The organism is Pseudomonas graminis (assembly GCF_013201545.1).
In the GTDB taxonomy this organism is placed as follows: Bacteria; Pseudomonadota; Gammaproteobacteria; order Pseudomonadales; family Pseudomonadaceae; genus Aquipseudomonas.
Genome location: NZ_CP053746.1, coordinates 4,812,800 through 4,833,919, shown reverse-complemented (window position 1 = coordinate 4,833,919; position 21,120 = coordinate 4,812,800). Strand labels below are relative to the sequence as shown.

The following is a 21,120-nucleotide window of genomic DNA, read 5'->3' as shown; positions in this document are numbered from 1 at the left end:
TTTTCGTCCTCGTTGCCCCGCCGCACGCCTGAGGGCAACCGATGAAAACACTGGCCAAACTTCCCGTCACCATCGTCACCGGCTTTCTCGGCTCGGGCAAAACCACCTTGCTGCGGCACATGCTCGACAACGCCGAAGGCCGACGCATCGCCGTCATCGTCAATGAATTCGGCGAGTTGGGCATCGACGGCGACATCCTCAAGCAGTGCACCATCGGCTGCACCGAAGAAGAAGCCGTCGGTCGCGTCTACGAGCTGGCCAACGGCTGCCTGTGCTGCACCGTTCAGGAAGAGTTCTTCCCGGTGATGCAGGAGCTGGTCGCCCGCCGCGGCGATCTCGATCACATCCTCATCGAAACCTCGGGCCTGGCCCTGCCGAAGCCGCTGGTGCAAGCCTTTCAATGGCCGGAAATTCGCAACGCCTGCACCGTCGACGCGGTGATCACCGTGGTCGACAGCCCGGCCGTGCTCGCCGGCACCTTCGCCGCGTTCCCGGATCAGGTCGACGCCCAGCGCAAGCTCGACCCGAACCTGGACCACGAATCGCCGCTCCACGAGCTGTTCGCCGACCAACTGGCCAGCGCCGATCTGGTCGTGCTGAACAAGGCCGACATGCTCGACGCCGATGCGCTGGCAGCGGTGCGCGCGGAAGTCGCCGAAGAGTTGCCGCCAGCGGTGAAGATCGTCGAAGCGAACCGAGGCCAGTTGCCGATCAGCGTGTTGCTGGGGCTCGGCGCCGAATCCGAGCTGCACATTGATGGCCGCAAGACCCATCACGATCACCACGAAGGCGACGATCACGATGATCACGACCATGACGCCTTCGACTCCATCTCCATTACGCTGCCCCAGGCGGACGAATCGCTGTTGCTTGACGCGCTGACCCAGGCCGTCGTCCAGCACGGCATCCTGCGCGTCAAAGGCTTCGCTGCGATTCCCGGCAAACCCATGCGCCTGCTGGTGCAAGGCGTCGGCACGCGCTTCGACAAGCATTTCGACCGCGCCTGGAAGCCTGACGAAGCCCGGGAAACCCACCTGGTGCTGATCGGCCAGGAACTGGACGCCGGCGTCCTCGAAGCGCAATTGCGCGCTGCACTCTCAGGGATCAAAGGCTAACCATGCACCTGCTGCGCACTCAGCCCGGCGGCTTCGTTCCCGACGACAGCATCGCTGACCTGGGCCAGACCCCCGCCGAGCTGGTGATCCTGTGCAGCGCCGACTCGAACCTGGCCCTGCTGGCTGAAACCGCGCAGCAACTGCCGGGTGACTACCCGAGCCTGCGCCTGGCCAATCCGATGCAGGTGCAAAACCATGCGTCGGTGGATTTGTACGTCGACGAGGTGCTGCGACACGCCAAAGTCATCCTGATTTCCCTGCACGGCGGTATCGGCTATTGGCGCTACGGCGTCGAGCGGCTGGTGGAACTGGCGGCAAAGGGGGTGAAGCTGATTCTGGTGCCCGGCTGCGATCGCCCGGACCCCGAGCTGAGCGGCCTGAGCACGGAATCTGCCGAAGACCTTGATCGGCTCTGGCATTACCTGCGTCAGGGCGGCAAGCACAACGCGCTGGCGCTGTTCAACTTCATCGCCACGCGCTGGCTGGGCGGCGACTATCCCTGGGTCGAGCCGCAAACCTTGCCGCGCACCGTGATTTACCACCCGCAGAACACCTACGCCGATTTGGCCCGCTGGCAGGCCGACTGGCGCGCGGATCAGCCGGTCGCCGCCGTGCTGTTTTATCGCTCTCACTTGCAGGCGGCAAACACCGGTTTCATCGATGTGTTCTGCGAGCGCTTGTCGGCCCAGGGATTGAACCCGTTGCCGATTGCCGTCGCCAGCCTGAAGGAAGCCGGCTGCATGAGCGCGATACAAGACTGGCTCGACGAAGTGGAGTGTGAGGTCATTCTCAACACCACCGGGTTTGCTCAATCGAACCCGGAAGCGCCGGATGTACGACCGTTTCGCCGGGACATCCCGGTCATTCAGGCCATTTGCGCCCAGGACAACGAACCGGCCTGGCAGGCCAGCGCTCAAGGGCTGGGGCCACGGGATCTGGCGATGCACATCGCGCTGCCGGAACTGGACGGGCGCATCATCAGCCGGCCGATCAGCTTCAAGGACCTGGCCTGGCACAGCGAGCGCAGCCAGTCCGACGTGGTCTGCTACCGCGCCCAGCCGGGGCGCATGGATTTCGTTGCCGAACTGGCCCGGCGCTGGGTGTTGCTGGCCCGCACGGCCAACGCCGACAAGCGCGTGGCGCTGATTCTCGCCAACTACCCGACCCGCGACGGGCGCATCGGCAACGGCGTCGGCCTCGACACGCCGGCGGCCGCGCTGAACATCCTTAAGGCGATGCAGGCCGAGGGCTACCCGGTCGAAGGTTTGCCCGAAACCGGCACTGCGCTGATACATGCGCTGCTTGGCGGTGTCACCAATGACCCGGACAGCCTCGATCAGCGGCCGTGCCATCAGAGCATGGCCATGGACGAGTACCTGGCGGCGTTTCAGGCGTTGCCTGAGGCCAATCGCGATGCCGTGATGGCTCGGTGGGGCGCGCCGCAGACCGATCCCATGTGTCGCGACGGGCGGATGATGATCGCCGGCCTGCGTTTCGGCATGACCTTCGTCGGCATCCAACCGGCGCGGGGCTACAACGTCGATCACAGCGCGGTGTATCACGATCCTGATCTGGTGCCGCCACACGGTTACCTGGCGTTCTACTTCTGGCTGCGCAAACGCTATGGCGCCCATGCCGTCATCCACGTCGGCAAGCACGGCAATCTGGAGTGGCTGCCGGGCAAAGGCGTTGGTCTGTCCGAACACTGCTGGCCGGACGCGATCCTCGGCCCGATGCCGAATATCTACCCGTTCATCGTCAACGATCCGGGCGAGGGCGCACAGGCCAAGCGCCGCACCCAGGCGGTGATCATCGACCACTTGATGCCGCCGCTGACCCGCGCCGAAACCTACGGGCCGCTGCGCGACCTTGAACTGCTGGCGGACGAATATTACGAAGCGCAGCTGCTCGACCCGCGCCGTGCCCGAGAGCTGCAAAAGGACATTCTCCGGCTGGTGCGCGAGACACATATCGACCGCGAGCTGGCGATGGACGGGGACACCAGCATCGATGCCGATGCCGCCGTGTGGTTGCCGCGCCTGGACACCTATCTGTGTGACCTCAAGGAGTCGCAAATTCGCGATGGCCTGCACGTCTTCGGCGAGTCGCCCACTGGACGGCTGCGCATCGACACGCTGCTGGCGATGGTGCGCGTGCCTCGCGGCGATGGTCGCGGCGGTCAGGCGAGCCTGTTGCGCGTTTTGAGTCAGGCGCTGGCACTGGATTTCGACCCGCTGGACTGTGACCTCGGCGCGCCGTGGACCGGCGAAAAACCTCATGTATTACATGAGGTCAGTGCTGAACCCTGGCGCACGGCCGGTGATACCCGCGAGCGACTGGAGCTGCTGGCTGCGCAGATGATTGAGCAGATTGCCAGTGGCGTTCCTCCCAGTAATCGGTTTGAAAACAACAGCTTGCTCGATGTAATTCAGTCTTTGCATGAAGTCGTGATCCCGCGCCTTGACGCCTGTGGTCCTGCAGAGATGTCCAACCTGCTCAGCGCGCTAAGTGGGCGTTTCGTCCCGGCCGGGCCGAGCGGCGCCCCCAGTCGCGGACGGCTGGACGTGTTGCCCACCGGGCGCAATTTCTTCTCGGTGGACGTAAGAAACCTGCCGACCATGACCGCGTGGCGCATTGGTTTCCAGTCGGCGAATCTGTTGCTGGAGAGGCACTTACAGGACCATGGTGATTATCTCCGTCAGCTGGGTCTTTCGGTGTGGGGCACGGCAACCATGCGCACCGGCGGTGATGATATCGCTCAGGCCATGGCGTTGATGGGGGTGCGTCCGGTGTGGGCGGCGGGCAGTCAGCGCGTGGATGATTTCGAAATCCTGCCCTTGAGCCTGCTTGATCGGCCTCGGGTCGATGTGACCCTGCGGGTGTCCGGTTTCTTCCGCGACGCGTTCGCCAACCTGATCCGCCTGTTCGATGCGGCGGTGCAGGCCGTCGCCGCGCTGGACGAGCCCGACGACATGAACCCCCTGGCGGCGCGCGTGCGCCAGGAGCGCGAGCAATTGCTGCGCGATGGTCTGGATGCCGGGCAAGCGGCGAAGCAGGCCGGCTGGCGCATCTTCGGCGCCAAGCCAGGGGCGTATGGCGCGGGGGTGCAGAACGCCATCGACGGACGCTTGTGGCAAAGCCGCGAAGACCTCGCCGAGGTCTACCTGAACTGGGGCGGCTACGCCTACGGCGGCAGCGACGAGGGCACACCGGCCCGTGACGGTTTTGCCAAGCGGCTGAGCCAGGTTCAGGCGGTGCTGCAGAATCAGGACAACCGCGAACACGATCTGCTGGATTCCAACGATTACTACCAGTTCCAGGGCGGCATGCTGGCGGCGGTGGAAAGCCTGTCCGGCGAAAAAGTCGCCAGTTATCACGGCGACCACAGCCAGCCCGATCTGCCGAAGATCCGCACGCTGAAGGAAGAGCTCAACCGAGTAGTGCGCTCGCGGGCGGCCAACCCGAAGTGGATTGAAGGGGTCAAGCGCCACGGCTACAAGGGCGCGTTCGAGATGGCGGCGACGGTGGATTTCCTGTTCGCCTTCGACGCCACCACCGAGCTGATCGACGACCACCAATACGCGCTGCTCGCCGACGCCTATCTGCTGGACGCCTCGACCCGCGATTTCATCCAGCAGCACAACCCCGACGCATTGCGGGACATGACCGAGCGCATGCTCGAAGCCCAGCAGCGCGGCTTGTGGCAGGAGCCGGGCGAGTACCGCGAGGCGCTGGAGAATCTGTTGCTGGACATCGAAGAGTCATGAGCCTGGATGAGCGCCTGCCCGGCAGTGCGCACAGCCACCTGACGGGCTTGAACAACGTGACTGACCTGCGGCTTGAAGAGAATCGAACATGACCGACACCCCACATTTTCCTTTGGTCGCCGTCGTCGGTGCCGATGACCTGAAGCTCGCCTTGTGCCTGACCGCCATCGACCCGAAAATCGGCGGCGTGTTGATTGAAGGGCCGCGCGGCATGGCCAAATCGACCCTGGCCCGAGGGCTGGCGGAACTGCTGGCCAGCGGTCAGTTCGTCACGCTGCCGCTGGGCGCCACCGAAGAGCGGCTGGTCGGCACGCTGGACCTCGACGCGGCGCTGGGCGAAGGCCGTGCGGCGTTCTCACCGGGGGTGCTGGCCAAGGCTGACGGCGGCGTCCTGTACGTCGATGAGGTCAATCTGCTGCCGGACCATCTGGTCGACCTGCTGCTGGACGTGGCCGCCAGCGGGGTCAATCTGGTGGAGCGCGACGGCATCTCCCACCGCCACGCCGCGCGCTTTGTGCTGATCGGCACCATGAACCCGGAAGAGGGCGAGCTGCGCCCGCAGTTGCTCGACCGTTTCGGCCTGAACGTGGCGTTGAGCGGGCAGACGGTACCGCAACAGCGCGGGCAGATCATTCGCCGCCGGCTGGATTTCGACGCCGCGCCGCAAGCGTTCTGCGAGCAGTGGGCCCCGCAGCAGCAGGCATTGAAGGCCCGTTGTGAAACCGCCCGTGGGCTGTTGCCGAGCATCGAGCTGGATGACGTCAGTCTGGGCCTGATCACCGAGCGTTGTTTTGCCGCCGGGGTCGACGGTTTGCGGGCGGATTTGGTTTGGTTGCGCGCGGCCCGTGCCCATGCGGCCTGGCGTGGCGGAGCCCATATCACTGAAGCGGACATCGACGCCGTGGCAGATTTTGCCCTGCGCCACCGCCGGCGTGAGCCGCAACCACCCCATCACTCCCAACCCCAACCCCCTGCCTCATCAGAGCAGACCCCGCCGACACCCGATGAAGGTGCTCGCCCGCAGCATGACGCGCCAGCATCAGGCGAGGGCAGTTGGGGCGAGCTACCCGCCCGCAGCGTGCAAACCGGCAATGGCAAAGAAGTGCCCCACTGGCCAAAAAAGCCCTAGGCATTCGCCCCCGCCTGTCGAAGGGGGCGAATGCCATCCCTCGACCGGGCGCGGTGGGTGGCGGTAAAAACGGCGCCGCACGCTCAGGTGCCGACGGCGCCATTGCCTGGCTGCCGACGTTGCTGCGCGGCCGCCCTCGGGTTCGTGCCGATCTGGTGCATCTACCCCGCAGTCGCCGGCCGGAGCAGCTCTGGCTGGTGATCGTCGACGCGTCGGCATCGACTCGACGCAATCAGGCGCTGAGTCAGGCGAAGGGGTTGTTGGCGGGGGTGTTCGACGATGCCTATCGGCAGCGCGCCAGACTGGCGTTGCTCACCGCAAGCGGCACGGGCGCCCGCTGGCAGCATCAGGGCCTGAAGGCCAGCGCCGCGTTGCAGCCCTGGCTGGATGCATTGGGCGCTGGAGGCGGCACGCCGCTGTTTGATGCGATCAATCAAGCCGCGGCCTGGTCAGCCAAGCGGCAGAAGCGCTGCCCGGCGGAACAGCAACGGGTGCTGATTCTCACGGACGGGCGGGTCAAGGACATGCCGGCGCTATCAGCTCGACCGGCGCAGCCGCTTCCCTTGTTCAGCGGCCCTGTGCTGCTGATCGACATCGAGCGCGGGCCCATCCGACTGGGCCGCGCCCGGGACATCGCCGCGCAGCTAGACGCTGACTACCGCCACATCGACGAGTGCTGAGCGCGCTTCGTCGGCAGGTGTTTGATCAGCAGGTCTCAGGCGGGCATGGTCCACGGCTCAAGGCTGTAGCCTTCACCGCTGATCTCCGCACGGGCCTGTTCAAGAAACTGCGCCAGTTGTTTCGGATCGGAGTAGGCGCTGCTGGGGATCTGCTTGCGGCCAATGCGGGTGCTGGTGCGGTCGACGACCGTCAGGCTCAGCTCGCCATTGCCATCCTGTGGGGCCCAGGCCACGCACTGGAAGGGTTCAAAGGCGTGACCGGCAATCAGCAAAGCATCGTTGAAGCGCAAGGGGGCGTTCATGGACTGTCCTCAAAGTGCCCGTATCCGTTGTGCACCGGCGGCGGGCGTTTCGCTCGGTGGTGACTGGTGTCGCTACCTGTACTGATGACCGTCCCCCACGGCTGAGTCACACCCATTCCTGAAATTTCCTGATTTATTTTGAACGAAGGTTAGGTCGCGCTTCCTTCCCGCGTCTGGGTGAGCTGTTCCTGAGCCGGGGTTTTCATGGCCAGCGCCGTTCGATCTCGCACGCTGCTGCTAAGCACGTTTCGATCTGAGGCTTATAGAAAATCGATCCAAGGGCGTGTCAAAAATCTTGCTATGGTGTCAATCGGCCTTCACAAGCCACTGTTTATAAGAACGTTTTCTCCATGGATCACTACGCGACTCCGGCGCCAAGGAATCAAACATGCATGATCTGGCCTCCATTCGCCGCCTGCTGATCGTCGAACCGTGCGAGGAATGTTTGCAGCTGGTCCCCGGCTTGCGTATCGCGGGTTGGGATGTCGACAGCTGCACCCTGGAAGAGGCGGCGTTGCGTCCCTGTGACGTAGGTCTTATCCGCCTGCTGCCCGAGCATTTCGCCCACCCCGAAGTGGTCAAATCCCTTATTTCCCGAAGCAACACCGAATGGATCGCCGTGCTGACCAGCGAGGACCTGCGCCGCGAGCACATCGGTGATTTCGTCTGCGAATGGTTCTTCGATTTCCATACCTTGCCCTTCGATGTCGCTCGGGTGCAGGTCACGTTAGGGCGCGCCTACGGGATGGCGCGACTGCGAGGCAAAGACGCCAGCCATTCCAATGGCCTCTTTGTTGGCGAGAACCCGGGGCAGCAACTTCTGGGGGAAAGCCGGCCGATGCGCGAGTTGCGGCGTTTGCTGGGCAAGCTGGCGCCCACTGAATCGCCAGTGCTGATCCGAGGCGAAGGCGGGACAGGCAAGGAATTGATCGCGCGCACTTTGCATGGGCAGTCCCAGCGCCGCGAGCAGCCCTTTATTTCGGTCAATTGCGGGGCGGCTTCGGAGGGTTTGCTGCAGGAAGAGCTCTTCGGCGACGCTGGGGAGACAGTCGACGCATCACGCCAGCGCAAGCCGGGGCGCATCGAAGAAGCCAACGGCGGCACCTTGTTCCTCGACGGAATTGGCGATCTGCCCCTGGACGTGCAGGCCAACCTGCTGCGGTTTTTGCAGGATCGGCACATCCAGGTGGCCGGCGAACGCGTCCCGGTCGATGTACGGGTCCTGGCGGCGACTCACGTCGACCTGGAAGCGGCGATTCGCATGAAGCGTTTTCGTGAAGACCTGTATTACCGGCTCAATGTACTGCAAGTGGGCACCGCACCTTTGCGTGAGCGGCACGGCGATCTGGCGTTGCTGGCCAATCACTTCGCTCAGTTCTACAGCCGGGAGACCGGCCGGCGGGCGCGCAATTTCAGTCAGGACGCGCTGGTCGCCATGGGCAAGCACGACTGGCCCGGCAACGTGCGGGAGCTGGAAAACCGGGTGCGTCGCGGGCTGGTGCTCGCAGAAGGGCGGCAGATCGAAGCGTTTGACCTCGGCTTGCTGGGCGAAGAGGAAATCAGCTCCAGCATGGCCACCCTGGATGAGTACAAGTCCCGGGCGGAACGGCAAGCACTGTGTGATGTGTTGACCCGTCACAGCGACAACCTCAGCGTAGCGGCCAAAGTGCTGGGCATTTCGCGGCCCACGTTCTATCGCTTGCTGCACAAACATCAGATTCGTTGACCCGGCGTCGGGCGATTTATGCCCGGCGCTCACCTTCCGGCTGTTTTGCATTCAGCCGTTGATCAACCGGGCGACCCGCTGCAGCACATGGTCGTTGCGGTCGCTCCAGCTTCCTTCAATCACAGCGAAAGGCTGCCGGTGGGCCACCAGCCATTGCCGGCTGGCCTCGAAGAATGCCTGGCGTTCGCCCAGATCCGGCTGGCAGCGCTGACCGTCGCCGACCCATTCGACGCCGTCGGGCGATAGCAACAGGTGCAGATCGTACTGGCGCTCGACGAGGGCGGCTTCGAGCCAGGCCGGGCAGTCGTTGAACAGCGTACGACTCCAGAGGATGTTGCTGAGCAAATGGGTGTCGAGGATCAGCAGTGCCGGCTTGACTGCGCGGGCGGCGTCTTCCCGTGCCAGTTGCTCGTGGGCGATGACATCGATGTCGGCGTAAACGGTGTCCCGCTGGACCTCATCGATGTACTGGCGGACGTATTCGCCCACCAGCACGCCGCCGAACTGACGTTGGATCTCTTCCGCCAGCCAGCTTTTGCCGCTTGATTCAGGCCCTGTCAGTACCAGCACTTTCATCCCGGTCAACGCGCCAGCGCAGGGTCGGCGCGCCAGTCACGCCAGCCTTGCACGGCGAGCAGGGTGAACAGGGCATAGAGGCCGGCGGTGAGGTACAGCGCCTTGTAGAGAAACAGACCGACGAAGATGACGTCGAGGAGGATCCACAGCGGCCAGCACTGCACGCGCTTTTGCGCCATCCAGACCTGCGCCACCAGGCTGTAACCGGTCAATGTGGCGTCAAGCCAGGGTTGCGCAGCGTCGGTGAAGTGGGCCATGGCCGCGCCAAGCACGAGGCTGACCACCGCGCCGGCCGCCAGACTGAGCAACAGACTGCCGCTGCCCAGCGAGGTGACGAGGCGGCCGTTGTCTGCCGCGCCCCGTCGGGTCCACTGCCACCAGCCGTACAGCTGCAGCCCGGCGTAGACCACCTGCAGCAGCATGTCGGAGTAAAGCTTCACGTCAAAGAAGATCCAGGTGTAGAGCAGCACCATGACCAGGCCGATGGGCCAGCACCACGGGTTCTGTTTGACCGTCAGCCAGACGGCAATGACACCGAGTGCAGCGGCGAACAGCTCAAGCCCAGACATGGCAACTCCTGAAGAAACGGTGGAAAAACGGGTCGGCGATTGTAGGCGCTTTATCGCCCGAGGTGGGGGGCGATGATGCGTCGGAAGCGTCTGAAAAGGCAGCGGAAAACCGTCAGGGCATCCAGCGACGCTCATAGAGGAAATGTAACGGGCACGGGGTGAACGTCAAAGGCTTCGCGCCAGTATTCATGCTAGCGCGTTCGTCAGAAAGGTCTGCTAGCATCGCCGCGCTCATGCCCGAGCCAGACCGCTTCAGCGTTCATGCTTTTTTTACGCTCGAGCGTTTATCGTTCGCGCAACAGTTTGTAATACATATCAAGAGAGCCTTGCCATGAGCAGGTTCCAGCCGGGGGAATGATGGATCTTTGGACCGCTGCACAGGCGCTGATACTTGGGGTTGTAGAAGGGCTGACGGAATTTCTGCCGATCTCCAGCACGGGTCATCAGATCATCGTCGCTGATCTGATCGGCTTTGGCGGCGAGCGCGCGATGGCGTTCAATATCATCATTCAACTGGGGGCGATCCTCGCAGTGATGTGGGAGTTTCGCCGCAAGATCCTCGACGTCGTCAGCGGTTTGCCGACGCGGCCCGAGGCGCGCCGATTCACCCTCAACCTGATCATCGGCGTGCTGCCGGCCATGGTCCTCGGGGTGCTGTTTTCCGACCTGATCCACGAATACCTGTTCAACCCGGTCACCGTGGCCGTTGCACTGGTGGTCGGCGGCTTCATCATGCTCTGGGCCGAGCGCCGCGAGCATGCGATTCACGCCGAAACCGTGGATGAGATGACGTGGGTGGATGCGTTGAAGGTCGGCTTCGCGCAATGCCTGGCGATGATCCCCGGCACCTCGCGGTCGGGCTCGACCATCATCGGCGGGCTGCTGTTCGGCCTGTCGCGCAAAACCGCCACCGAGTTTTCGTTCTTTCTGGCGATGCCGACCATGATCGCGGCTTCGGTGTACTCCGGTTACAAATACCGAGACCTGTTCCAGCCTGGCGATTTGCCAGTCTTCGCGATCGGCTTCATCGCCGCGTTCATCTTCGCGATGATCGCCGTGCGCGGCTTGCTCAAGTTCATCGCCACCCACAGCTACGACGTGTTCGCCTGGTACCGCATCGCCTTCGGTTTGCTGATTCTGGCGACCTGGCAATTCGGCTGGGTCGACTGGTCCAGCGTGCAGGGCTGATCTTTCAATGACTCACCGCTTTGAACCGCAAAACCCGGGTCGACCGGCTGCTGGCAAGCCTGTTGCGGTGCGCTTCCTGAAACTCAAGCTCCTGGCGCTCTTGTTGCTGTGCGGCTTGCCGGTTTACGGGGTCGTGACGTATTGGACGCGCGGCGGCAGCTGGCTGCCGGCGGCGATCTACGCGCTGATGAGCGTTATTGCCTTTGCCTTGTACGGCTACGACAAGCAGCAGGCCCGGCACGGCGGCCAGCGTACGCCGGAAAAGCTGCTGCACGGGATGGAACTGCTCGGTGGCTGGCCCGGCGCACTGCTGGCCCAGCAGGTGTTCCGCCACAAGACCCGCAAGTTTTCCTACCAGTTGCTGTTCTGGCTGATTGTGCTGCTGCACGAACTGTTCTGGATGGACCGTCTGCTGTTCGGCGGTCGCCTGATTTCCCGCCATCTGTTCTAAAGGACTCGCGTAAAGGCGGGATGGCGCGATTACAGCTTCAACGCCACCTGCCGGCGCTTCGACAGCTTGCCGACCACCAGTTGATGGGAGCGGGTCAGCACATCCTTCAGCTCGGCCTCGCCCATGGCGAACGGGTAGGTGAGGGTGATCCAGTGAGCGCGGGCCAGGTACGGCGCAGGGCGCACGCCCGGACGGTCAACGTAGCCGAGGAACAGCTCGGCGCCGACCTTGAACGACAGGTCATTCCCCGCCAGGCCCATCACCGCGAACATCTTGGTGTCGGCGATGGAGAACACCCTGACACCGCCCCATTTGTAATCCTCCCGCGTGCCCGGAAGATTCAGGCAGAACGTCGCGACTGCTTCAATTTCCATCAGGTGTTTCCGGTTTCAAAGGAGGCATTCTGCCACAGGCTCGAATGGACTTTTTATGCTGGGGAGTCATACGCATCCTCAGTATGATGGGCTTTGCGTCGGACTGGATACGGGCAGCCTTGCAGAGGCTATCAGTCGGAAACGCCGTTGCGCTGCAAGTCGCGGAGTGGATGGCGAGCAAACCCATGAGTGCGGGTTGAAAACTGAATGCCGGGCTTGCAACACAGTGCCGCTCATCGAAATGGCAAGGTTCTCGAGCAAAACCTGTCATTTCTGACAGTAGTCGGGCACGGCTACCGGGGGGAGAATTCGAAACATTGTACTCAACCAACGAAAAAAGAGGTGTGCCATGGACAAGGCTGATATTTCTTCCAGGATTAAGGAAATAATCGCCAATAAAGTTGGTGTTCCTGAAGGGGACGTTTCTGAGAAGTCGAGGTTCATCGACGACTTGGGCGCTGACTCACTCGACCTAGTAGAGCTAATGATGGCGGTGGAAGACGAGTTCGAGACTGTGATAACGGATGACGAAGCTGAATCTATTAAGACGGTTGGTCAGGCAATCGATTTGATTTTCACCAAAGCCCGCTGAGAAAGCATTGAGATGGGCTGTTTGATACCGCCCCCTCTCATCAGCCAACCATTATTCATAACGCCTTCCGTCCTGAGCTCTAAGCACCTCCGTTAGGGATTTTTTTGGTATTCCCTTGCAACGGGGGCAAACACCCCAAAACGCCAGTTATCTCAAACCACCGCCCTAATTTTGCGCGTGCGGCATCACTTCGATTTGCACGTTTGTGAGCTCCCCTGCGACGAATGACTGTTCGCGCCCGAAGACCGCATTGTTCTGCGCTGACACCTCCGTAGTGATCCGGGGGCACAGGTGCCTTGAGGGCTTACCCGGGCTGATGGGTGCGACCGCCATTCGACGCCAGGTCCGCCAGAATCGGGCAGTCCGGGCGACGGTCGCCCTGGCAGTGGCTGACCAGGTTCTGCAGCGTGTCGCGCAGCCCGGCCAATTCCTCGATTTTCTGATTGAGTTCGGCTATGTGCTGGTGCGCCAGCGCCTTGACGTCGGCGCTGGCGCGGCCGCGGTCTTGCCACAGGGTCAGCAGTTTGCCGACCGCTTCCAGGGAAAACCCCAGATCCCGCGAGCGTTTGATGAACGCGAGGGTGTGCAACTCGTCCGGGCCGTACAGGCGGTAACCGCTGTCGGTGCGGGCAGCGGCAGGCAGCAGGCCGATGGATTCGTAATAACGAATCATCTTGGCGCTGAGGCCGCTGCGTTTGGCGGCTTGTCCGATGTTCATGACGCGTCTCCCGTGTGGTTGGGCTTGTCTTTGGGGTCGTCTTTGGGTGTCCAGGTTTTCAACAGCAGGGCGTTGCTCACGACGCTGACACTCGACAAGGCCATGGCCGCGCCGGCCAGCACCGGATTGAGCAGGCCGAACGCGGCCAGCGGAATGCCGATCAGGTTATAGAAGAAGGCCCAGAACAGATTCTGGCGGATCTTCGCGTAGGTCTTGCGGCTGATGTCGAGGGCGGCGGGGATCAACCGTGGGTCGCTGCGCATCAGGGTGATGCCGGCGGCATGCATGGCGACGTCCGTGCCGCCGCCCATGGCGATGCCAATGTCGGCAGCGGCCAGGGCGGGGGCGTCGTTGATGCCGTCACCGACCATCGCCACCACCCCGGTTTCCTTCAGGGACACGACGGTCGCGGCTTTGTCGGCAGGCAATACCTCGGCGTGAACATCGCTGATGCCCAGGGCCTGCGCGACGACTCTCGCACTGCCGCGATTGTCACCCGTCAGCAAGTGGCTGCTGATGTGCCGGGCGTTCAGTTGCGCGATGGCCTCAACGGCGCCGGTCTTCAGCGTGTCGCCGAAGGCAAACAGGCCCAGCACCTGACGCTGCGGGCTCAATTCGATGAGCCAGGACAGCGTGCGGCCTTCGGCTTCCCAGGCCTGAGCGCGCTTGTGCAGGGCGTCCCCGTTCAGGCCGTTTTCTTGCAGCAAGCGGTGATTACCCAGCGCCAGTTCGCGGCCTTGCAGGGTCCCGGCGATACCGCGTCCGGCCAGCGCGCGGCTATTGCCGACGGCCTCCAGCCTCAGGCCGCGCTCGGCGGTTACGTCCAGCACCGCTTTGGCCAACGGGTGTTCGCTGCCACGCTGCAGCGCACCGGCCAGTTCGAGCACGTTGTTTTCGTCACCGTCGAGCGCGACCATGTGGGCAATGCGCGGCGTGCCGGAGGTCAGCGTGCCGGTCTTGTCGAACACCACCGTGGTGACTTCATGGGCGCGTTCCAGGGCTTCGGCGTCCTTGATGAGGATGCCGTGGCGTGCGGCCACGCCGGTGCCGGCCATGATCGCGGTGGGAGTGGCTAGCCCCAGCGCGCAGGGGCAGGCGATGACCAGCACGGTGACGGCGTTGATCAATGCGCTCTCCAGTGAGGCACCGGCCATCAGCCAGCCGGTCAGTGTGGCGACCGCTATCAACAAGACCACCGGTACGAACACCTGACTGACTTTGTCGACCAGCTTCTGAATCGGCGCCTTGGCAGACTGCGCGGCTTCCACCAGACGGATGATGCGCGCCAGCACGGTTTCCGCGCCCAGCGCCCGGGTGCTGATCAGCAGCCGACCTTCGCCATTGATCGCGCCGCCAGTGACCCTGTCGCCGGGCTGTTTCGGCACCGGCAGGCTCTCGCCGCTGATAAGGGCTTCATCGGCGTGGCTCTGGCCTTCGATCACCTCGCCATCCACCGGAAAGCGCTCGCCGGGTTTCACTACCACCGTATCGCCGACGCTCAATTCGCTGATGGCGACGTTCGCTTCCTGCCCGTTCACCAGCCGGATCGCGCGGTCGGGGCGCAAGGCTTCCAGCGCCCGAATCGCGCTGGCGGTCTGGCGCTTGGCGCTGCTCTCCAGGTATTTGCCGAGCAGGACCAGGGCGATGACCACCGCCGACGCCTCGAAGTACAGGTGCGGCATCGAACCGGGCGCAGCGCTTAGCCACTGGTAAACGCTCAACCCATAACCGGCGCTGGTGCCCAGCGCGACGAGCAAATCCATGTTGCCGGCACCGTCGCGCACGGCTTTCCACGCGGCTATGTAAAAGCGCGCGCCGAGGAGAAATTGCACCGGCGTTGCCAGGGCGAACTGCAGCCATGCCGGGAGCATCCCGTGGACGCCAAACGGTTGCAGGATCATCGGCAGCACCAATGGCAGCGCGAGAACGATGGCCACGATCAACTGCCAGCGCTCGGTGTCGTGACGTTGGCGCTGGTTGGCCTGCTGGACGGCTGAATCCTGTTCGAGGCTGGCGCCGTAGCCCGCCTTGTCGACGGCGGCTAACAGCACGGCGGGATCGATCTGCCCGCTGACCTCGACGTGGGCGCGTTCGTTGGCGAGGTTGACCGTGGCGACTTGAACGCCCGGCACTTTGCGCAGGGCGCGCTCGACCCGGCCTGCGCAGCTGGCGCAGGTCATGCCGGTAATGGGCAGATCGATTATTGCGGGACTGGGCATCGTGGACACTCCGGTGAGTCGAATGCCAGTAAGGATCAACCTTGCCCGTCTGGCAAGGTCAAGGGGCGTGCCGTGATGGTTTTTTTCTGGCCGGATCGTTTGCCCAGGCCGTGCAGGACAGCCTATTTGCAACCTGCGACAATCTCAGCCCTTTTGGCCAGGCGAGCGGCATACCGTGTACGACTTCAACGATTTGTACTACTTCGTGCAGGTGGTCGAGAACAAGGGGTTCGCCGCCGCCGCGCGCAAGATCGAGGTGCCGAAGACCAAGCTCAGTCGACGCATCGCGCAGCTGGAGGATCGGCTGGGAGTGCGGCTGATCCAGCGCACTACGCGGAAGTTCACGGTGACCGAGGTGGGTCTGGATTATTACCGGCACTGTGTGGCGATGCTGGTGGAGGCCGATGCCGCCGAGAAGGTGGTTGAGCAATCGCGGTCCGAGCCCCAGGGCATCGTGCGCATCAGTTGCCCGCCGGCACTGGGGGCCATGGGGGTGAGCGACACGATCGCCAGGTTTCTGGTGCTGCACCCGAAAGTGCAGATTCAGGTGGAGAGCACCAACCGTCGGGTAGATGTGTTGGGGGAGGGCTATGACATCGCGCTGAGGGTGCGGTTTCCGCCGCTGGACGATGAGAATCTGGTGATGAAGGTGTTGGGCGAGAGCGTCCAGAAGCTGGTGGCGCGACCGTCGTTGGTGGAGGGTTTGTCGCTGCGTACGCCGCAGGATTTGCTGGGGCTGCCGAGTATGGATCTGGCCCCGGCAAACCGGGATCACCGCTGGGCGTTGATTGGGCCGGACGATAAGCGGGTTGAGGTGCCCCATCAGCCGCGCTTTGTGACGTCTGATCTGGATGCGTTGCACCGGGCGGCGGTTGAGGGGGTGGGTATGGTGCAGATGCCGGAGATCATGATTCGGCATTCGTTGCATGAGGGGCGGCTGGTTGAGGTGTTGCCGGGGTTCCGGCCGCCGAGCGGGTTGATTCATGCGGTGTTTCCGTCGCGGCGGGGGTTGTTGCCGTCGGTGCGGGGGTTGGTGGATTTGCTGGCGGAGGATTTTGGCGCGAATGCCAGAGCGGATCGGGAGGCATGTGAGTTGGCGCGACATCTTTGAGCGCTTTCAACATCAAGAGCAGATCAACTGCTTCCCGGCTGAAGCCGGTCCCGCTAACGGCTGGGCGGGATTTTACTGGCTGAATGCGCTGCTTTTAGTGGGACCGGCTTCAGCCGGGAAGAGACCAGTGTGGAGGCCGTGAATATCAGGATTTTTCGAGGATCCCTCAAACCAACGTTCGTGCTCCATCTTTTGATTGTCCTGCAGGTGAGACGATCTATCGCATTTCCACCCGCTAATCACGCATTGCTCCGAGCGGTAGGATGACGCCACTCGATCGCCAGGCGGCGATTCTCACCTTGGGGAGCACCTTATGAAACTCTTGCACATCGATTCCAGCATCCTCGGCGATCACTCCGCTTCGCGTCAGTTGAGCCGCAGTGTGGTTCAGTCTTTTACCGCCATCACCCCGGATACCCAGGTGGTTTACCGCGATCTGGCGAATGAGCCGCTCAGTCATTTCTCCGGTGCGACGCTGGCCGCTGCCGGTACGCCGGTGGAAGGTCGTGATGCGTCACAGAAGCTGGAAGTGGAGACGAACGAAGCCACGCTTGAAGAGTTCCTGTCGGCTGACGTGGTGGTCATCGGTGCGCCGATGTACAACTTCAGCATCCCGAGCCAGTTGAAGGCGTGGATCGACCGGATCTGTGTAGCCGGCCGCACCTTCCGTTACACCGAAGCGGGTCCGGAAGGTTTGTGCAAGGGCAAGAAAGTGATCGTCGTTTCGACGACGGGCGGTCTGCATCAGGGCCTGCCGAGTGGCGCGGGCCATGATGATTTGCTCAAGGTCGTATTCGGTTTCATCGGCGTCACCGACCTGCAGTTCGTCGTGGCCGAAGGCCTCGCTTATGGCGACGAGCCGCGTGCCGCCGCCATGGCCGCTGCGCAGAAAAACATCAGCGAAACGCTGTTCGCCTAAGATCGTCCTCGACGCGAGCTCCTCCCGCGAAGGGGCTCGAAGCGGGAACAAGCGTCACCCGAAAGCCCTGTCATCACCGGCCCCATGCCGGTGGAGGCGGGGCTTTCGCCGTTTTACGGCGCCGTGTTCAGCCCAGCGACAGCCTTTATGACATCTTTGCGCGTAATCTCCTTGCAGCACCGTAGAATGCCGGCCTCTTCGGTCCGTTCTGCGTCAAGCGGTGGCCATTGTCTTTAATCAGTCGAGCTTGGCCCGCCTTGTGCACCATTGATCCTCAAGCGTTTCGGAATGTTATCGAACCCCAAGGGTCAGATAGCGACAGACGCCGTTTTTATGGGCCCTCGGGCCTTGAACGTCTGAATCGGCAGGGATGGATTGATAAGGTGAGGGGCATTGCAATGATGCGTCTTTGTGCAGTGATGATGATCAGCCTGCTGGGCAGCCTGATTTCGGTGCAAGCCAGCGAGCTGCAGAGCTGGAGCGTGGGCTTTCACGAGCTGACGTTTCTCGATCCCCTGGATTCCCGGCCGATGCACGCCTACGCCTTTTACCCCTCCACCGACGATGAACACATCACCCGCGTTCAAGGGTATCCCATTGAAGCGTCGGAAGACGCCACCATTGCCATGGGCCGCTTCCCCCTGCTGATGCTGTCCCACGGCAACACCGGCACACCGCTCGCGCAGCACGACCTGGCGACGTCATTGGCACGCAAGGGATTTGTCGTGGTGGCGGTGTTCCACCCGGGCGACAACTACATGGACCACAGCCGTCTGGGCAGCCTGAGCAATCTCTACGGTCGCCCCCTGCAAATCTCCGAAGCCATCAGTGCCGCATTGATCGACCCGATGCTCTCGCCATACATCAGCGCGCGCCGGGTCGGGGTGATCGGTTATTCGGCGGGTGGCGAAACGGCGTTGATTCTGGCGGGTGCCCAGCCTGATCTCCAGCGCTTGCGCCATTACTGCACCGAGCGGCCCCAGGACCATGACGCCTGTAAAACCCAGGGCGAACTGGTGGCAGACCGTGAAGACCTGCACGCCCAAGCCGATCCCCGCGTAGGCGCATTGATGCTGATGGCACCGCTGGGGTTGATGTTCGGTCGGCAGACGCTGGCGGATGTGCACGTGCCGGTGTTGCTGTACAGCGGCGACGGCGACGAACTGCTCGCCATCGACAAGAACGCCGAAGCGCTGGCGCGCAAGCTGCCCGATGTCTCGGATTTCAAACTGTTCGCCGGGGCAGGGCATTTCGTGTTCATGGCGCCCTGCGATGACGAGCAACGCGCCACCCAGCCTGGCCTGTGCACCGACGCCATTGGCGTCAACCGTGAAAGCATTCACCGCGACCTGAGCAGCGAGGCCGTGCGCTTTTTCGGTACTGCACTCGGCACGCCCATCAGCACTGCCGGCATGCAGACCGCCGCCCACCATGAATTTGATCCAGTCGGCAGCCTCGATCAGTAGCGGAGCACAGAAACTTCTGGTGCTCCTACGGAGCCTGGTTTGTGTCCGCTGCGGGTGAGGGCACCGCCGGTTTGCCACGGATCACTTTGCCGCGGCGCTCGGCGATCTCTCGCGCCTGACCATCACGCTGGCCACCGGTACGGGCCTCGCTGATCAATGCCGGAATCAACGGCCCCTCTGGCAGGTTCTTCCAGAACCGCGCCGGCAGATGACCCTGCATGACTTTCGGATTCAGCCGGGCCGGATTGAAGATGTGGCTGTAATAAGTCAACCACAAATTGCCATGGGGATCGTCGGCATTGCGTGCCAGTGATTGCCACGCCTCCGGGCACACCGGCTGATGAATCAATTGCTTGCCGTCATAAAACACGCCGTCTTTGGGCGTCGCGATCATCCAGCGATGACGGCCCATGCGCCCGATGAAGTGCTCGCTGGCGGTGCGCAGAATGTCGTGGGCTGGCTCGTGCCACGCAACGTATTCCGGCAGGCAGGACATCTCCAGTAACGCTGCTTTGGCGGCGACGTCTTCGGCATTGTCGAGCACCGGCAACGCCACGAAGCGCAGAAACGCATGCAGGTGATGAGCTTCGCGGCTGACCTGTTTCAGGCGCCGGTGCAGTTCGCTGCCCAGTTTGTCGCCGGCCAGCATCGCCGTGCGATCACCATGGCTCACGCGCCAGAGCACTTCGTACAACAGCGTCCAGCGCTGATCGCCGCAGAATTGCGCGGCGTTCTGCAGCAGTTCCAGCAATTCGAGGGGTATGCGCGCGCGGAACGGACCGGGCTCGTCCGGGTAGTCGGTGTCGCTGGCAAACAGGTCAGCGTCCTGCTGCACGCTCCAGCTCACCTGATCCGGGTTGATCTGATGGCTCAGCAGCCAGCGCGCCTGCTGCCGCCAGGTATCGAAGGCGTCGGCGCAATCGAGAATGATCATCCCCACAGCGCCATTTGCTGCGGCTGCGGTTTGTCGCGCAGTTGCTCGCGCAGATCGATGCTCGAGCTGTCAGCCTGGCGCGGATGGTAGTCGCTGGTAATGATGAACGGCTTGGCCTTGGCCAGTACGCAGCGCAGACGGGTCAGGTCTTCATAACGAATGCGGCGCTGGCGGCGCAGTTCGACCAGGCGCTTGGTGGTGCGAATGCCGATGCCGGGGATCCGCGCGATCATGGCCGGCTCCGCGCGGTTGAGGTCCAGCGGGAAGATGTCGCGATGCTCCAGCGCCCAGGCCAGCTTGGGGTCGATGTCCAGGGCCAGATGCCCCGGGCCTTGTAGCAATTCGTTGGCACTGTAGCCGTAACTGCGCAGCAGAAAGTCTGCCTGGTATAAGCGGTGCTCGCGCATCAGCGGCGGCGCGGCATGGGGCACGCTTTTCGGGCTGTTGGGAATCGGGCTGAACGCCGAGTAGTAGACACGCTTGAGGCGGAAATCGCCGTACAACGATTCGGCGGTGTGCAGGATGGTGCTGTCATCGGTTTCGTCAGCACCGACAATCATCTGCGTGCTTTGCCCGGCCGGGGTGAATTTTGGCGCCCGCGGTTCATTCAGTACGGTTTGCTGACCGGTGTAGATGGTCTGCATGGCCTGCTTGATCGAGCCCATTTCCTTTTCCGGGGCCAGGGTCTGCAGGCCCAGCTGGGTCGGCAATTCGATATTGACGCTCAGGCGATCGGCGTAACGGCCAGCCTCTTCGATCAGCGCGGGATCCGCTTCGGGAATGGTCTTGAGGTGGATGTAGCCACGGAATTCGTGGTCTTCACGGAGCAATTTGGCCACGCGAATCAACTGTTCCATGGTGTAGTCCGCCGAGCGGATGATCCCGGAGCTGAGAAACAGGCCGCTGACGCAGTTGCGACGGTAGAAATCCATGGTCAACGTCACCACTTCCTCCGGACTGAAACGTGCGCGGGGCACGTCGCTGGACCGGCGATTCACACAGTACTGGCAGTCGTACAGACAGAAGTTGGTCAGGAGAATTTTCAGCAGCGAGACACAGCGCCCATCGGGGGTGTAGCTGTGGCAGATGCCCATGCCGGTGCTCGAACCAAGGCCGGATTTGCCTTCGGAACTGCGTTTGGGGGCGGCGCTGCTGGCGCAGGAGGCGTCGTACTTGGCGGCGTCGGCGAGGATGCTCAGCTTGTCGATCAGCTGCATGGATTTTCTCGATACTGTTTTTATGTACAGTATCGAGTTGGTCGGAGATGAACAAGGGCCGATCGGA

19 protein-coding genes are annotated in these 21,120 nt (G+C 62.8%); 11 read left to right on the top strand and 8 right to left on the bottom strand.

What is annotated here, in order from left to right; all coding sequences use genetic code 11:
• The first annotated feature begins 41 nt into the window (after window positions 1–41).
• The 4 genes from cobW to FX982_RS21580 all read left to right on the top strand — a co-directional run bounded on the left by cobW (window position 42) and on the right by FX982_RS21580 (window position 6,691).
• Entirely contained in the window at window positions 42–1,115 is a 1,074-nt protein-coding gene (gene cobW / locus FX982_RS21595; protein ID WP_172612518.1) for a cobalamin biosynthesis protein CobW, read from the top strand.
• Between the two features lie 2 nt (window positions 1,116–1,117).
• Entirely contained in the window at window positions 1,118–4,882 is a 3,765-nt protein-coding gene (gene cobN, locus FX982_RS21590) for a cobaltochelatase subunit CobN (RefSeq protein WP_172612517.1), read from the top strand.
• 88 nt (window positions 4,883–4,970) lie between these two features.
• Window positions 4,971–6,011 carry an ATP-binding protein gene (locus FX982_RS21585; RefSeq protein ID WP_172612516.1) on the top strand — a complete coding sequence of 347 codons (1,041 nt, stop codon included), beginning with the start codon at window positions 4,971–4,973 and terminating at the stop codon, window positions 6,009–6,011.
• A gap of 53 nt (window positions 6,012–6,064) precedes the next feature.
• The gene (locus FX982_RS21580) at window positions 6,065–6,691 is read left to right on the top strand and encodes a vWA domain-containing protein (protein WP_172612515.1); all 627 of its coding nucleotides are present in this window, start codon (window positions 6,065–6,067) and stop codon (window positions 6,689–6,691) included.
• 35 nt (window positions 6,692–6,726) lie between these two features.
• Here FX982_RS21580 and FX982_RS21575 read toward each other — a convergent pair whose 3' ends face one another.
• Window positions 6,727–6,993, bottom strand: a complete 267-nt coding sequence (locus FX982_RS21575) for a hypothetical protein (RefSeq protein WP_062381945.1) — start codon at window positions 6,991–6,993, stop codon at window positions 6,727–6,729.
• A gap of 388 nt (window positions 6,994–7,381) precedes the next feature.
• Here FX982_RS21575 and FX982_RS21570 point away from each other — a divergent pair, with 388 nt between their 5' ends.
• Complete coding sequence (locus FX982_RS21570; protein ID WP_172612514.1) at window positions 7,382–8,719, top strand: sigma-54-dependent transcriptional regulator; 1,338 nt, start codon at window positions 7,382–7,384, stop codon at window positions 8,717–8,719.
• A gap of 51 nt (window positions 8,720–8,770) precedes the next feature.
• Here FX982_RS21570 and FX982_RS21565 read toward each other — a convergent pair whose 3' ends face one another.
• On the bottom strand, window positions 8,771–9,295 hold the full coding sequence (locus tag FX982_RS21565; protein ID WP_172612513.1) for an AAA family ATPase: 525 nt from the start codon (window positions 9,293–9,295) through the stop codon (window positions 8,771–8,773).
• Window positions 9,296–9,300: 5 nt separating this feature from the next.
• Window positions 9,301–9,864, bottom strand: coding sequence for a nicotinamide riboside transporter PnuC (pnuC, locus tag FX982_RS21560; protein WP_122623195.1), 564 nt, complete (start codon window positions 9,862–9,864; stop codon window positions 9,301–9,303).
• A gap of 357 nt (window positions 9,865–10,221) precedes the next feature.
• On the opposite strand from pnuC, the gene FX982_RS21555 reads away from it, so the two are divergent.
• On the top strand, window positions 10,222–11,052 hold the full coding sequence (locus tag FX982_RS21555; protein ID WP_172613137.1) for an undecaprenyl-diphosphate phosphatase: 831 nt from the start codon (window positions 10,222–10,224) through the stop codon (window positions 11,050–11,052).
• Window positions 11,053–11,059: 7 nt separating this feature from the next.
• The gene (locus FX982_RS21550; protein WP_172612512.1) at window positions 11,060–11,503 is read left to right on the top strand and encodes a DUF1294 domain-containing protein; all 444 of its coding nucleotides are present in this window, start codon (window positions 11,060–11,062) and stop codon (window positions 11,501–11,503) included.
• Between the two features lie 29 nt (window positions 11,504–11,532).
• Here FX982_RS21550 and FX982_RS21545 read toward each other — a convergent pair whose 3' ends face one another.
• On the bottom strand, window positions 11,533–11,877 hold the full coding sequence (locus FX982_RS21545; protein ID WP_172612511.1) for an MmcQ/YjbR family DNA-binding protein: 345 nt from the start codon (window positions 11,875–11,877) through the stop codon (window positions 11,533–11,535).
• A 349-nt stretch (window positions 11,878–12,226) separates the two neighbouring features.
• On the opposite strand from FX982_RS21545, the gene acpP reads away from it, so the two are divergent.
• On the top strand, window positions 12,227–12,469 hold the full coding sequence (gene acpP / locus FX982_RS21540) for an acyl carrier protein (protein ID WP_172612510.1): 243 nt from the start codon (window positions 12,227–12,229) through the stop codon (window positions 12,467–12,469).
• 304 nt (window positions 12,470–12,773) lie between these two features.
• Here the strand turns inward: acpP and cueR are convergent, their stop codons facing one another.
• Together cueR and FX982_RS21530 are read right to left on the bottom strand one after the other, a co-directional pair.
• Window positions 12,774–13,187 carry a Cu(I)-responsive transcriptional regulator gene (cueR, locus tag FX982_RS21535; protein WP_172612509.1) on the bottom strand — a complete coding sequence of 138 codons (414 nt, stop codon included), beginning with the start codon at window positions 13,185–13,187 and terminating at the stop codon, window positions 12,774–12,776.
• Window positions 13,184–15,406, bottom strand: coding sequence for a heavy metal translocating P-type ATPase (locus FX982_RS21530; protein WP_172612508.1), 2,223 nt, complete (start codon window positions 15,404–15,406; stop codon window positions 13,184–13,186). The genes cueR and FX982_RS21530 overlap by 4 nt, the downstream gene beginning before the upstream one ends.
• Before the next feature lie 175 nt (window positions 15,407–15,581).
• Here FX982_RS21530 and FX982_RS21525 point away from each other — a divergent pair, with 175 nt between their 5' ends.
• From FX982_RS21525 to FX982_RS21515, 3 genes are all read left to right on the top strand, one after another.
• Window positions 15,582–16,517, top strand: a complete 936-nt coding sequence (locus tag FX982_RS21525) for a LysR substrate-binding domain-containing protein (RefSeq protein WP_172612507.1) — start codon at window positions 15,582–15,584, stop codon at window positions 16,515–16,517.
• Between the two features lie 313 nt (window positions 16,518–16,830).
• On the top strand, window positions 16,831–17,436 hold the full coding sequence (locus FX982_RS21520) for an FMN-dependent NADH-azoreductase (protein ID WP_172612506.1): 606 nt from the start codon (window positions 16,831–16,833) through the stop codon (window positions 17,434–17,436).
• A 398-nt stretch (window positions 17,437–17,834) separates the two neighbouring features.
• Window positions 17,835–18,902 carry an alpha/beta hydrolase family protein gene (locus tag FX982_RS21515; protein WP_122538542.1) on the top strand — a complete coding sequence of 356 codons (1,068 nt, stop codon included), beginning with the start codon at window positions 17,835–17,837 and terminating at the stop codon, window positions 18,900–18,902.
• A 25-nt stretch (window positions 18,903–18,927) separates the two neighbouring features.
• Here FX982_RS21515 and FX982_RS21510 read toward each other — a convergent pair whose 3' ends face one another.
• Window positions 18,928–19,836, bottom strand: coding sequence for a TIGR03915 family putative DNA repair protein (locus tag FX982_RS21510; RefSeq protein ID WP_172612505.1), 909 nt, complete (start codon window positions 19,834–19,836; stop codon window positions 18,928–18,930).
• Window positions 19,833–21,053: a putative DNA modification/repair radical SAM protein gene (locus tag FX982_RS21505; RefSeq protein WP_122538546.1), complete on the bottom strand. Its 1,221-nt coding sequence runs from the start codon at window positions 21,051–21,053 to the stop codon at window positions 19,833–19,835. The genes FX982_RS21510 and FX982_RS21505 overlap by 4 nt, the downstream gene beginning before the upstream one ends.
• Window positions 21,054–21,120: the final 67 nt, after the last annotated feature.